Raw genomic sequence first — 12,263 nt, 5'->3', positions numbered from 1 at the left:
CCGGTGTTTCACCACCCGGTGTATCGCCAACCGGTGTTTCACCACCCGGTGTATCGCCAACCGGTGTTTCACCACCCGGTGTATCGCCAACCGGTGTTTCACCACCCGGTGTATCGCCAACCGGTGTAGGAGCGGGTTTACCCGCGAAAGGGCCAGTACAGGTATCGCGCATCCAGGAGCCCCAACCGCATGCCCCCGCATCACCCCCGCCTGCCCCTGAGCCTGCTCAGCCTGGGCCTGGCCCTGCAGTGCCCCCTTGTGCTTGCCGAAGACAGCGTGGTGCTTGCCCCCTTGCAGGTCTCCGACACCTTCGCCAGCGATGGCTACCAGGCACGCCAGGCGGCTGTGGGCGGTTTCCAGCCCGCGCCGCTGCTCGACACTCCCGCCTCTGTCAGCGTGTTCAGCCAGCAGCTGCTGGAAGACCGCCAGGTCCGCAAGCTTAGCGAAGTGTTGCAAAGCGATGCGTCAGTCGGCGAAAGCTATGCGCCCATCGGCTACTACGAAAACTTCAATGTGCGCGGCTTCGGGCTGAACGCCGCCAGTAGCTATCGCATCAATGGCCAGACCATTGCCGGCGAGCAGAACGTAGCCCTGGAGAACAAGCAGCAGGTGGAACTGCTCAAGGGTCTGTCCGGGCTGCAGAGTGGTGTGTCGGAGCCGGGCGGCCTGATCAACTATGTGACCAAGCGCGCCGAAGACATACGCAGCGTCACGGTGTCGACCAACGAACAAGGCGAACGCTATCTGGCCACCGACCTTGGCGGCTGGTTCGGCAGCGAAAAACAGTTCGGCCTGCGCGCCAATCTGGCCCATGAAGACATCCGCACCTACGTCGACCACGCTGACGGCAAGCGCGACTTCGCCTCGCTGGCATTCGACTGGCAGATCGGCCCGGATGCCACCCTGCAGCTGGATGCCGAGTACCAGCACCGCGAACAGGCGTCGGTGCCGGGTTACCAACTGCTCGGAGGCACTGAAGTGCCCCACGGCATCGACCCGGAAGACCGCCTGGCCTACCAGCATTGGGCAAAGCCCGTGCAGAACGACTCGCTGAACCTGGGCGGGCGCTTCGAATACCGTTTCAACGATACCTGGACCGGCACCTTGAGCGCCTCCCGCAGCAAAGTGGTGATCGACGACTACAGCGCGTTTGCCTGGGGTTCGAGCGAGGGGGCGTTTTTCGGCAGCAATGGTGACTACGACATCTATGACTTTCGCAGCCCCGACGATACACGCCGTACCGACGAGGCACAGGCCATGCTCAACGGGCACTTCGATGCGCTGGGCGTGGGCCATGACCTAACCGTCGGTACCAGTGCGCAACGGCGTACGCTGGATCAGCGCCCGTACTACAACGAGTGGCTTGGTACCGGCAACATCGACACCGGCGCCCCTGCATTCGCCCCGTCCGACAAGCCCGTAGGCGCCAGCGAACGTCGACTGGACAGCCGCCAGTACGGCTTGTTCGTCAGCGACCGCATCAGCTTCAACGAGCAATGGCAGACCGTGCTGGGCGCCCGTGAAGTGCGGCTGGATGAAAAGACCTGGAACGAGAACGGCGTTGCCGGGCGCCACACACGCCAGTACGAGCTGCTGCCCAACGCTGCGCTTATCTACAAGCCGCAGCCGAACACCACGGTATACGCCAGCTACGCCAAGGGCCTGTCTGCCGGAGGCACGGCCCCTTGGTTCGCCAGCAATGCAGCTGAGATCCTGGCGCCCACCACCTCCCGCCAATTGGAACTGGGCGTCAAGCACGACTGGCAAGGCCTGAGCCTGAGTGCCGCCCTGTTCCAGATCCGCCAGGCTTACCAGTACGCGCGCCCGGACGGCACCGGCAACTTCACCTACGTGCAGCAAGGCCAGCAGAAGAATACCGGCCTGGAACTGGGCGCCAGCGGCCGGGTGACCCCGAACCTGCAGGTACAGGCCAGTGCGGCAGCCATTCGGGCGCGGGTGCAGAACAGCGGTACCGAAGCCTATGAAGGGCACCAGGCGATCAACGTGCCTAAATTCCGGGCGGCGCTGCATGCGGAATATACCCTGCCGGTTCCGGGGCTCGCGCTGCTGGGCGGTGCGCGGTATAGCGCCAGCAAGTATGCGAGCCAGGCGGGCAATGTTGAGGTTGGCGGGTATACCGTGTTCGACCTTGGCAGCCGCTACAGTACCCGTGTTGCCGGGTATGACACGGTGCTGCGGCTGACGGTGGATAACGTGCTGGACAAGCGTTACTGGCGCGATGTGGGGGATTACCTGGGGGATAACTACCTGTTCCAGGGGGCACCGCGTACCGCTCGGCTTTCGGCTTCGATCAGCTTCTAGGTTGCCGGGGCCGCTCTGCGGCCCTTTCGCGACCTGTGGGAGCGGGCTTGCCCGCGAACACGGGCGAAGCCCGTGCCATCCACCACGGTGTTGGCTTCGCGGGCAAGCCCGCTTGTGTTGCGATGGGCTGCACAGCAGCCCCAATGGCCCTGAAAACAAAAAGCCCCCGTGCTTTTCAGCGCGGGGGCTTTTTGTAGAATGTGGCGGTGAAGAAGGGATTTGAACCCTTGATACGATTTCTCGTATACACACTTTCCAGGCGTGCTCCTTCGACCACTCGGACACTTCACCGTTTCTCTTCAAGCCTTGCGGCCCGTCGAGGTGCGCTAATTTAGTGAAAGACTTTCCCTTTGGCAAGCATTTTTTTCAATTTTTTCATGTATTTGCACTTGGGGTGCCGTGAGCGCTGACCGACCAGTCAGCCTTGCTGCTTTACCTCGCCCCTGACGCTGGGTAACGTCGTCGCCACGCCAACAAAAGGACTCTGCCATGAGCGAGCTGATTACCTACCACGCCGAAGACGGCATCGCCACCCTTACCCTGAACAACGGCAAGGTCAATGCCATCTCGCCGGACGTCATCACTGCCTTCAATGCAGCACTGGACCGCGCTACCGAAGAGCGTGCAGTCGTGATCATCACCGGGCAGCCGGGCATTCTGTCGGGCGGCTACGACCTCAAGGTGATGACCAGCGGCCCCAAAGAGGCCATCAGCCTGGTCACCGCCGGTTCCACCCTCGCCCGCCGGCTGCTGTCGCACCCGTTCCCGGTGGTGGTCGCCTGCCCCGGCAATGCCGTGGCCAAGGGCGCTTTCCTGCTGCTGTCGGCCGACTACCGCATTGGCGTCGAAGGGCCGTACAAGGTATGCCTGAACGAAGTGCAAATCGGCATGACCATGCACCACGCCGGTATTGAACTGGCCCGCGACCGCCTGCGACGCTCGGCCTTCCACCGCTCGGTGATCAACGCCGAAGTGTTTGACCCGCAGGGCGCAGTGGATGCCGGCTTCCTCGACAAGGTGGTGCCGGCCGAGCAGTTGCAGGAAGCGGCAATGACCGCGGCGCGGGAGCTGAAGAAGCTGAACATGCTGGCGCACAAGAACACCAAGCTGAAAGTGCGCAAAGGGCTGCTGGAGGCGCTGGACAAGGCGATCGAGCTGGACCAGCAGCATATGGGCTAGCCGCACGGCCCCTTTCGCGGGCAAGCCCGCGCCTGCACATTCGCCCTCTACGCGGGTAAATCCGCAATTCAACGGGCATACGCAACCTGTGTAGGAGCGGGCTTGCCCGCGAAAAGGCCGGAACAGGCGTGCACCAAGGTTTGCCCCAACCAGTGCACACCCGTACACTGCCCGGCGACTGTCTGGTGTGAGTCGTACCATGCTTTATTCATTGCGTATGTTCCTGCTGGGGCTGCATTTTCTAGCCGTTGGCGTCGTGGGCCTGATCATTGGTCTGTGCCGCCCCTTCAACCCTGACAACAGCCGCGTATTTGCCCGGCTCTACAGCTTGCCGGCCACCTGGCTGATGCGCATCAAGGTCAAGGCCGAAGTCGGCCCATTGTGGGACCATCCGCCCGGCTGTGTGATCGTGGCCAACCACCAGTCCAACTTCGACCTGTTCGTGCTGGGCCAGGTAGTGCCGCAACGCACCGTCGCCATCGGCAAGAAGAGCCTGGGCTGGATCCCGCTGTTCGGCCAATTGTTCTGGCTGGGCGGCAACGTGCTGGTCGACCGCAAGAATGCCTACCAGGCGCGCAAGGCCATCCAGAAGACCACCCGGGTTTTGCAGGACGACACCTCGATCTGGATTTTCCCCGAAGGCACCCGCAATGCCGGCGAGCATTTGCTGGCGTTCAAGAAAGGCGCATTTCACATGGCCATCGAGGCCGGTGTGCCGATCGTGCCGGTCTGCGTCAGCCGCTATGCCAGGCGTCTGAGCCTGAACAGCTGGCGCCAGCGCACGGTAATCGTGCGTTCGCTGCCGCCCATTGCCACGACGGGCATGACGCCGCAGGATCTGCCAGCGCTGATCGAGCAGTGCCGGGGGCAAATGCAGCAGTGCATTGACCGGATGGAAAAAGAACAGGCCTGATCCGGGTTGCTCTGGCGCCGGGTACAGCCCAAGCTGTATCCGTGTTCAAACGAATAAGCGGACAACCATGGGTCGAGTCGTGGCATCGGCGGTGTACAGCGCCGGCAGAAAGGTCACCAACATCAGCATCGACGAAGGCAGCGAGTGGGCGCGCAAGCCGGGGCATTTCGTGTGGATCGGCCTGGAAGAGCCCAATGCCGAAGAGCTGGCCAACCTGCAGTCCCAGTTCAACCTGCACGAACTGGCCATCGAAGACGCCCTGGAAAAACACAGCCGGCCCAAGCTGGAAACCTTCGGTGACGCGTTGTTCATCGTCACCTACTCGCCAGTGCGCCACGAAGGCAAACTGGAGTTCATCGAAACCCATATCTTCGCGGGCAACGGCTACATCATCACCTGCCGCAACGGCCACTCCAAATCCTACGCCATGGTCCGCCAGCGCTGCGAGGCTCGGCCCCTGTTGCTGGAACATGGCGAAGACTTCGTGCTGTACGCCCTGCTCGACTTCGTCACCGAGAACTACCAGCCGGTCAGCGAGGCCATTCATGGCGAGATCGAAGAGCTGGAGGAAAGCGTACTGGGCGGCTCGCTGCAGGAAGACGACATCCGTCGCCTGCACAGCCTGCGCCGCGACATTCTGCGCCTGCGCCGCTACGTGGCGCCCATGGTTGAAGTGAGCGAAGAACTGCAGCGCCTGAGCTTCCCGTTCATCGACAAGAACATGCGCCCGTACTTTCGTGATGTGCAGATTCACGTGACGCGGCAGATGGAAGACTTGGCCGGCATCCGCGACATTGCCAGCCAGACTATCGAGATCGGCATGCTGCTGGAGTCGTCACGGCAAAGCATCGTGCAGCGCAAATTTGCGGCCTGGGCGGCGATTCTGGCATTCCCTACGGCCATTGCCGGGGTTTATGGCATGAACTTCCAGAACATGCCAGAGCTGAGCTGGCACTATGGTTACTTCGCGGTACTGGGGGTGATTGCGACGGGGTGTGCCGGGTTGTATGCCAGCTTCAAGAAATCGGGTTGGCTTTGATGGCCTCTTCGCGGGCGTGCCCGCGAAGGGTTGCCACCGATTAAGCGGCGCTGTCGCTGGCCTTTGACGGCTGCTGGATAAAGCGCAACATCCACTCCCCTACCAGATCGCCCTGATGCTCGGTGGCCAGGCTGGCTATGGCCTTGTGGTACACCTCGTCACCCAGGTATTCCTGGCGCGCATCGAGCAGTGCGCGGGAGTAGTCGTGCACGAACTCCGGGTGGCCCTGGAAGCACAGCACCTGGTCGCGAATGTGGTACGCCGCATTCGGGCAGAAATCGCTGGAGGCGATCACCGTGGCGCCTTCCGGCAGCTCGGTCACCTGGTCCTGGTGACTGATCAGCAAGGTCAGCTCCGACACCTCCGGGTCCATCCACGGCGCATGCGCCGCCAACGAGTAGCGGTGGATACCCAAGCCCCAGCCTTGCTCGGCCCGCTCGGCCTTGCCACCCAGGGTCAAGGCCAGCAACTGGTGGCCAAAACACACGCCCAGCAGCTTCTCACCGCGCTCGTACAGTTTGAGCAGGTAGGCCTTGAGGGTCTGGATCCACGGATCGGTACCGAACGAATCGGCCTTGCTGCCCGTCACAAGATAGGCATCGAACTTTTCACTGTCGGCGGGATAGTCGCCGTGCATCACGTTGTACACACAAAATTCGGCGGCAATCGGCTGACGCGAGAAGAGCTGCTCGAACATCCTGCCGTAGCCCTGGTATTGCGCCGTCAACTCCGGTCGCAGGACATCGGTTTCAAGGATGCAGATGCGTAACGACATAGGGGTAGTCCTGAACGACATGGGTGGGAATCTGCTGTAGAGACTGCCGCGAAAGGCACGTACAAGCAAGTAGGCTGCGCTGACGAACGGTCACATTTCGTCGGTGCGTGCCTGGCACTTGCGCCACTGTCTAGATAGAGCATGCCAGCTGGCTGGCACTTGGCCTCATAGCCAGAAGAAATGGTTTAACCACTTGGTTAGAACAAAGGGTTCTCAAGCATGGATAACGCACACCCTACTGTTGGATGTATATCCACTTTCAAGAGGCAAGCAGTCAGGCGCCACGCAACGCCACTGTGATCGACCCGAAACGCGACAAGGAAGCCAACGGGTATTCAGGAATAACAACAAGAAGGCGGTCCGCCATGTTCAGACAATCGAAAATTCGCCAAGCCGGGCTCATTTTATTCGCCACCACGTTGCTATTGATCTTGCCGAACCTGACACGTTTGTTTGGCTGACGGCGGCGGTGGCGCCAACGGGCAACGCACAGGTAACCTGCTGGCCTTGATGGTCGGAGATTGCCTATGCGCCACTGCCTTGCCCTGCTAGCGTTGCTTCTGAGCCTGCCATTGTCGGCGGCGCAACTGCACCTTGAACTGGGCGCTACACCGCGCCAGTGGAGCAGCGCCGAACTGCTTGGCCACCCTGAGGCCCAGGACATCAGCATCGAACAGGACGTTTCCTACAAACGCCCCATGCGCTATCGAGCGGTGCCGCTGGCCACGCTGCTGGAAGGTGTGCGCGCCAGCGATCACCTGCAGGCCGTGGCGCTGGATGGCTTTGCCGCCGAAATGCCCGCTGCGCCCCTGTTGCAGCAAGGGCCGGCACGCGCCTGGCTGGCCGTGGAAGACCCAGGCAAGCCGTGGCCGCCACTGGGCCAAGGCAAGCCAAGTGCCGGGCCGTTCTACCTGGTGTGGACTGCACCGCAGGCCAGCGGTATTCGCCCTGAGCAGTGGCCCTTCCAGATTGCCACCCTTCGCAAGCTGGCCCCGGTGGACCAACGGTTTCCCGCGCTGCTGCCCGACCCGAAACTGCCGGCCGACAGCCCGGTGCGCCAGGGCTTTGCCCTGTTCCAGCAGAACTGCCTGGTGTGCCACCGGTTGAACGGGGCGGGAGATGGGCAGGTGGGGCCGGACTTGAATGTGCCGCATAACCCGACCGAGTATTTTCAGCCGGTTTATTTGCGCAAGTTGATACGCGACCCGCAAAGCCTGCGGCAATGGCCGCAGGCGAAGATGCCGGGGTTTGCCGAAAGTGTGTTGAGTGAACAGGAACTGGATGCGCTGCTGGCCTATTTGGGGCACATGGCAGCGCGCAAGCCTTGAGGGCCTCGGCGGGGGCGAGTCTATCGATTACAAGGTGATGGACACACACCGGGGGTTGAACACAGACCGTCGTAGGAGCGGGTTTACCCGCGAAAGGGCCGGTCCTGCTGGCGAATATCCCTGGCCGTTCATCGTTGCCGCCGCCACCGTATTCGCGGGTGAAACCCGCTCCTACAACGGCAGGTGGTGTCCACCATCCATCAATGTGTAGGCGCGGGTTAACCCGCGAAGGGGCCAACACAAAACTGTCAGGCCGTGAGCCGTTCGTGCTTGACGCCCCACCCTTCCACCTCACCCCCATACGGTGTCACCAACTGCTCGAAGGCCTCTTCAAAGTCGCCAATCCCGCCATGGGTGGCGTACATGACCTTGCTCAGTTCCAGGTGCCAGGCACCGTCGCCCAGCTCCTTCACCTGGGCATTGAGCGATTCCCCGCGAAACTGCCCGGCTGCACGACGGGCCCCTGCTTCGTCCGGGAATACGGCATAGAACTCGATGGGGTGGATCTGGGTGAAGTCGAAACCGCCTGCTTTCATCTGGCGCAGGACGTTGCTGCTGATATCGTCGTTCTGGCTGCTCATGAATCGTCCTCCTGAATAAAGCAATGGATAGACTTTCCGTGCACTACGCACCTGCCGGCAACGGCCGGGCAGTTCGAGCTGATGCAAGACGCGAATTATTGAGGCGGCGCCAACCCACAGAACAGGCAGGCCCTCCACCAGCGTAGCGCCTGCCAAGGCACCACGCAAACGTGTGGTTCAGGGTGCTTCGTGAATGCTGGTGATGGTCACACCACTGTGCTCTTTGAGCCAGCGAGCGGTCGGGGAGATGATACGGTCCTGGAAGTCGTTGAGGTCCAGCTCGTCCATCACCGGAAACAGGTGTGAGCGGATGGCCCGCGCAGCGTCTTCCTCGCTGGGGCAATGCTCGGCATGCAAGAGCAATGCGGACGGTTCGCCCTTCTGGTCGGCAAAGATGACTTCCCACTCTTTCATTGAACGGACCCTCTCAGTCAACGAACACCAGGTGTGTGATGCCTGAATAACTGACCTTGGGACGGGGAGAATGTTCAGTCCGGGAGAATTGTGCCGGGCCCATTCGCGGGCTTGCCCGCGCATGGGCCGCAACGCGGCACCCGCTTACTTCGGTGTGCCGTGCACCACGCCAGCGGTGTTATCCAGCAGGCTCTTGGTCGCCGTCTGGATATACGCTTCCAGCTTCTTGAGCATTTCCGGCTGGTCCGGGCTTTCGATCAGCTCGGCCTTGAACTCGCTGCCCAACTGGTAGCGGTACATCCGCGGGCTCATGTCCTTGGACTCGATCAGGATGCGATCACCCTGCACCAGCCCGACGATCTGCTCGCTGCCCGACGGCTTGATCATGCCCACGCCTTGGTCACCCTCGGGCAGGTTGAGCAGGTCGCGTCCCCAGCACTGGTGGCGAGCCTTGCCACCCAGGCGCCCCATGATGGTCGGCACGATGTCGACCTGGGTACCCACGGTGTGGTTCACCGCACCGAATTTCTCCTGAATGCCCGGGGCAATCAGCAGCAATGGCACGTTGAAGCGGCCCAGGTCCAGTTCGGTAACCTGCTGGTGGTTGCCAAAGCCATGGTCACCGACGATGACGAACAGGGTGTCCTTGAAGTAAGGCTCTTTACGCGCCTTCTCGAAGAACTGGCCCAGCGCCCAGTCCGAATAACGCATGGCGGTCAGGTGTTCGTCCAGCCGACCCTGGCCGGTAACCTTCTCTACCGGCAAGTCCTTCGGCAGCGCATACGGCGTGTGGTTGGACAGCGTCTGCAGCAGCGCGTAGATCGGCTTCTTGCCATCGTGCCTGGCCAGCTCTTCGTTGCCGCGATCGAACATGTCCTGGTCGGATACACCCCAGGTCGGGTCGGAGAATACCGGGTCGACGAAGTCATTACGGCCGATGAAGGTGGTCATCCCCTGGTTGCCGAAGAACCCGGACTGGTTGTCCCAGGCAAAGTCGCCGTTGTAGACATACACGTCGTCGTAGTCACGGGCGCCGAGCAGGGCCGGCAGGCCCGACAGCTTATGGCCGCCTTCCGGAGTCTGCATCAGGTATTCGAAACCAGGCAGGTTGGGGAAGCAGGCCATGGTGGCGAACATGCCCTGGTGGGTATGGGTGCCGTTGGAGAAGAAGCGGTCGAACAGCAGGCCTTCTTTGGCCAGCTTGTCGAAGTACGGGGTGATGTTATTGGGGCTGCCCAACGCGCCTACCGAGTGGCCGGCGAAGCTTTCCATCAGGATCACCACCACGTTCTTGGTCGGCAGGGTACGATCAGCCGGCGGTACAAAGTCGCGGCGGATAGCGGCTTCGTCGGCGTCGACCAGCGTGTCGTTGGCGGTGAGCAGTTGCTCACGCACACTTTGCGTGGCCACGTCCTGCTCCAGTACTGGCTTCCAGATGTTGGCACGGTCCTCGTCGAAGCGGCTTTTGGCGGCGTCGATCAGGGTCAGGGTGCCGTTCAGGCCCAACTGGTTGACGAAATTGGAGTCCGTGGTGAAAGCGTCACCCCAGCGCATCGGCGGGCCCTGGCGCAGGGTGCCACGGGCAGCGGCCACCGCCACCAGCAAGATCACCATGAACACCGCCAGGCGGTGGTACCACGGGGCAACGCGGTGCAGGCCTTCGGCACGGGTAGCGCGATCGATACCTTTGAACAGCAGGCTCAGCAGCCAGGTACCGAAGGCCCAGGCCAGCAGGTAGCGTACCACCGGGAAACCGTACCAGAGCATGCTCATGACGGTTTTCGGGTCTTCCTGGATGTACTGGAACACCAGGCCGTTGAGGCGCTGGTGGAACTCGCGGTAAAAGTCCATTTCCATCAGGCCGAGGAACATTACCACGCTCGAAGCGAGGGTCAGCCAGAAACGGAACACCCCGCGCCGGGCCATGGCCCAGGGGCTGAGCATGGCCAGCAGCAGTGGGATGCTGATGTACACCACCACCCGCAGGTCGAAGCGCAAGCCGTTGAGGAAGCCTTCGGCGACAGTCGAATATGGGGTATCACCGACCATGTCGCTGTTGTAGGCCAGCAACGCCAGGCGCACGAGGCTGAGCATCAGCATGATCACCAGGCCGCTGAGCAGCGTGTAGGCCAGGTGGGATTTCAGGGTCGGCGAAAATGACGTTCGCGCACCCTGTTGCTTCAAGGCATCCGTATTAGCCATGAATGGGAAGGTCCTAGGATTGCGGTTTGCGAAGAGGCGATGGCGCTAGACCAACGCAGCATTATGCGGATGCGGATTCTGTTTAAATCAATGTGAAAATTGTGTCACGGTCCCATTACTGGCTATGTCGGTACCGCGCCTACAGCCGCACGTTCCCCCGCGGCCCGGCAATCGCCCAGATCACCAGCCCCACCACCGGCAACAGAGCGATCAACAAGATCCACAAGACCTTGATGCCCATCTCGCTGCCACTCTTGATCACGTTGAGAATGGCCCAGATATCCAGCGCCAGAATGATCAGCCCGACCAGGCTGTTGAAGGTAGATCCCATGTCTGAATTCCTGTCCAGAGGCTTTGCTGCACAGCATAGTCAGCTATCGCGCCAATAGAAGGGAATCCTTGGCGGATGTCGCAGGTCCCTCGGTAGACTGACTGCATTCATTGATTCGAGGTTCGCATGCCATCCGCCCACAGCCAAAGCGCCGCCCCACCCTCACTGCTGCAAGCCTGGCGCCAGCAGGTCACCGATACCCCCTGGCTCAGCGCCGGCCTGGGGCTGAGCCTGCTGGCGGTGTGCGTACTGCTGGCCGCCAGCCTCTGGAACGCGGTGAACGGCGACCATGCCGACAACCTGCACCTGGCCGTGCTGGGTGGGTTGTCCGGCTTTGGCGCCACCGCGCTGGGCGCCGTGCTGGCAGTGGTGCTGCGCGATGTCAACGCGCGCACCCAGGACGTGATGCTGGGCTTCGCTGCCGGCATGATGCTGGCAGCCAGCTCGTTCTCGCTGATTCTGCCGGGCCTGGAGGCTGCCCGCGAGATCACCGGCAACGGCCCGGCCGCCGCCTTTACCGTGGTGCTGGGCATGGGCCTGGGTGTGCTGCTGATGCTGGGCCTGGACCGCTTCACCCCGCATGAACACGAAAGCACCGGCCCGTGCGGGCCTGAAGCCGAGCGCATCAGCCGGGTGTGGCTATTCGTGCTGGCGATTACGCTGCACAACCTGCCTGAAGGCATGGCGATCGGCGTGAGCTTTGCCAATGGCGACATGAACATCGGCCTGCCGCTGACCAGTGCCATCGCCATCCAGGACATCCCCGAAGGGCTGGCCGTGGCGCTGGCCTTGCGCGCCACGGGGCTTTCGAACCTGAAGGCTGCGTTGGTGGCGATTGGGTCGGGCCTGATGGAGCCGCTAGGGGCGGTGATCGGGCTGGGGATTTCTACCGGCTTTGCCCTCGCCTACCCGATCAGCATGGGGCTGGCGGCAGGGGCGATGATCTTTGTGGTCAGCCACGAGGTGATCCCCGAAACCCACCGCAATGGGCACCAGACAGCGGCGACCCTGGGGTTGATGGGTGGGTTTGCGGTGATGATGTTTCTCGACACTGCGCTGGGCTGAAGATTGATGTTTCGTGAGCCGGCCTCTTCGCGGGCTCGCCCGCTCCCACAGGGTTATCACAGGGCCTGATGCGCTGGAGTACCTGTGGGAGCGGGCATGCCCGCGAACAAGCAA

11 protein-coding genes and 1 tRNA gene are annotated in these 12,263 nt (G+C 62.0%); 6 read left to right on the top strand and 6 right to left on the bottom strand.

Annotated features, from left to right (window positions below):
* Positions 1-189 precede the first annotated feature (189 nt).
* Entirely contained in the window at positions 190-2,322 is a 2,133-nt protein-coding gene (locus ACYCCG_RS16865; protein ID WP_459671222.1) for a TonB-dependent siderophore receptor, read from the top strand.
* Between the two features lie 201 nt (positions 2,323-2,523).
* Here ACYCCG_RS16865 and ACYCCG_RS16860 read toward each other — a convergent pair.
* Positions 2,524-2,613 (bottom strand) — tRNA-Ser (locus tag ACYCCG_RS16860).
* A gap of 198 nt (positions 2,614-2,811) precedes the next feature.
* On the opposite strand from ACYCCG_RS16860, the gene ACYCCG_RS16855 reads away from it, so the two are divergent.
* The 3 genes from ACYCCG_RS16855 to ACYCCG_RS16845 all read left to right on the top strand — a co-directional run bounded on the left by ACYCCG_RS16855 (position 2,812) and on the right by ACYCCG_RS16845 (position 5,453).
* Entirely contained in the window at positions 2,812-3,501 is a 690-nt protein-coding gene (locus ACYCCG_RS16855; protein WP_028698250.1) for a crotonase/enoyl-CoA hydratase family protein, read from the top strand.
* Between the two features lie 199 nt (positions 3,502-3,700).
* Positions 3,701-4,414: a lysophospholipid acyltransferase family protein gene (locus ACYCCG_RS16850; RefSeq protein ID WP_339444675.1), complete on the top strand. Its 714-nt coding sequence runs from the start codon at positions 3,701-3,703 to the stop codon at positions 4,412-4,414.
* Positions 4,415-4,481: 67 nt separating this feature from the next.
* The gene (locus ACYCCG_RS16845; RefSeq protein ID WP_084852262.1) at positions 4,482-5,453 is read left to right on the top strand and encodes a magnesium and cobalt transport protein CorA; all 972 of its coding nucleotides are present in this window, start codon (positions 4,482-4,484) and stop codon (positions 5,451-5,453) included.
* A 40-nt stretch (positions 5,454-5,493) separates the two neighbouring features.
* Here ACYCCG_RS16845 and ACYCCG_RS16840 read toward each other — a convergent pair whose 3' ends face one another.
* On the bottom strand, positions 5,494-6,228 hold the full coding sequence (locus ACYCCG_RS16840; protein WP_209964305.1) for an amidotransferase: 735 nt from the start codon (positions 6,226-6,228) through the stop codon (positions 5,494-5,496).
* Positions 6,229-6,755: 527 nt separating this feature from the next.
* Here ACYCCG_RS16840 and ACYCCG_RS16835 point away from each other — a divergent pair.
* Positions 6,756-7,556 carry a cytochrome c gene (locus ACYCCG_RS16835; RefSeq protein ID WP_209964302.1) on the top strand — a complete coding sequence of 267 codons (801 nt, stop codon included), beginning with the start codon at positions 6,756-6,758 and terminating at the stop codon, positions 7,554-7,556.
* Positions 7,557-7,804: 248 nt separating this feature from the next.
* Here the strand turns inward: ACYCCG_RS16835 and ACYCCG_RS16830 are convergent, their stop codons facing one another.
* The 4 genes from ACYCCG_RS16830 to ACYCCG_RS16815 all read right to left on the bottom strand — a co-directional run bounded on the left by ACYCCG_RS16830 (position 7,805) and on the right by ACYCCG_RS16815 (position 11,084).
* Entirely contained in the window at positions 7,805-8,137 is a 333-nt protein-coding gene (locus ACYCCG_RS16830; protein ID WP_003252824.1) for a ribonuclease E inhibitor RraB, read from the bottom strand.
* A gap of 177 nt (positions 8,138-8,314) precedes the next feature.
* Positions 8,315-8,551 carry a hypothetical protein gene (locus tag ACYCCG_RS16825; protein ID WP_021783096.1) on the bottom strand — a complete coding sequence of 79 codons (237 nt, stop codon included), beginning with the start codon at positions 8,549-8,551 and terminating at the stop codon, positions 8,315-8,317.
* A gap of 144 nt (positions 8,552-8,695) precedes the next feature.
* On the bottom strand, positions 8,696-10,753 hold the full coding sequence (locus tag ACYCCG_RS16820; RefSeq protein WP_459671218.1) for an LTA synthase family protein: 2,058 nt from the start codon (positions 10,751-10,753) through the stop codon (positions 8,696-8,698).
* A 139-nt stretch (positions 10,754-10,892) separates the two neighbouring features.
* On the bottom strand, positions 10,893-11,084 hold the full coding sequence (locus tag ACYCCG_RS16815; protein WP_004577083.1) for a PLDc N-terminal domain-containing protein: 192 nt from the start codon (positions 11,082-11,084) through the stop codon (positions 10,893-10,895).
* Positions 11,085-11,210: 126 nt separating this feature from the next.
* On the opposite strand from ACYCCG_RS16815, the gene ACYCCG_RS16810 reads away from it, so the two are divergent.
* Positions 11,211-12,149, top strand: a complete 939-nt coding sequence (locus ACYCCG_RS16810; protein ID WP_392460459.1) for a ZIP family metal transporter — start codon at positions 11,211-11,213, stop codon at positions 12,147-12,149.
* The last annotated feature ends 114 nt before the right edge of the window (positions 12,150-12,263 follow it).

It is taken from the genome of Pseudomonas sp. VEM90 (assembly GCF_054611535.1).
The sequence above is the reverse complement of the archived record's forward strand: the minus strand, read 5'-3'. Positions and strand labels throughout refer to the sequence as shown.

Coding starts and splice junctions, on each gene's coding strand:
- ACYCCG_RS16865 (WP_459671222.1), top strand. CDS start 190: ATGCCCCCGCATCACCCCCGCCTGCCCCTGAGCCTGCTCAGCCTGGGC.
- ACYCCG_RS16855 (WP_028698250.1), top strand. CDS start 2,812: ATGAGCGAGCTGATTACCTACCACGCCGAAGACGGCATCGCCACCCTT.
- ACYCCG_RS16850 (WP_339444675.1), top strand. CDS start 3,701: ATGCTTTATTCATTGCGTATGTTCCTGCTGGGGCTGCATTTTCTAGCC.
- ACYCCG_RS16845 (WP_084852262.1), top strand. CDS start 4,482: ATGGGTCGAGTCGTGGCATCGGCGGTGTACAGCGCCGGCAGAAAGGTC.
- ACYCCG_RS16840 (WP_209964305.1), bottom strand. CDS start 6,228: ATGTCGTTACGCATCTGCATCCTTGAAACCGATGTCCTGCGACCGGAG.
- ACYCCG_RS16835 (WP_209964302.1), top strand. CDS start 6,756: ATGCGCCACTGCCTTGCCCTGCTAGCGTTGCTTCTGAGCCTGCCATTG.
- ACYCCG_RS16830 (WP_003252824.1), bottom strand. CDS start 8,137: ATGAGCAGCCAGAACGACGATATCAGCAGCAACGTCCTGCGCCAGATG.
- ACYCCG_RS16825 (WP_021783096.1), bottom strand. CDS start 8,551: ATGAAAGAGTGGGAAGTCATCTTTGCCGACCAGAAGGGCGAACCGTCC.
- ACYCCG_RS16820 (WP_459671218.1), bottom strand. CDS start 10,753: ATGGCTAATACGGATGCCTTGAAGCAACAGGGTGCGCGAACGTCATTT.
- ACYCCG_RS16815 (WP_004577083.1), bottom strand. CDS start 11,084: ATGGGATCTACCTTCAACAGCCTGGTCGGGCTGATCATTCTGGCGCTG.
- ACYCCG_RS16810 (WP_392460459.1), top strand. CDS start 11,211: ATGCCATCCGCCCACAGCCAAAGCGCCGCCCCACCCTCACTGCTGCAA.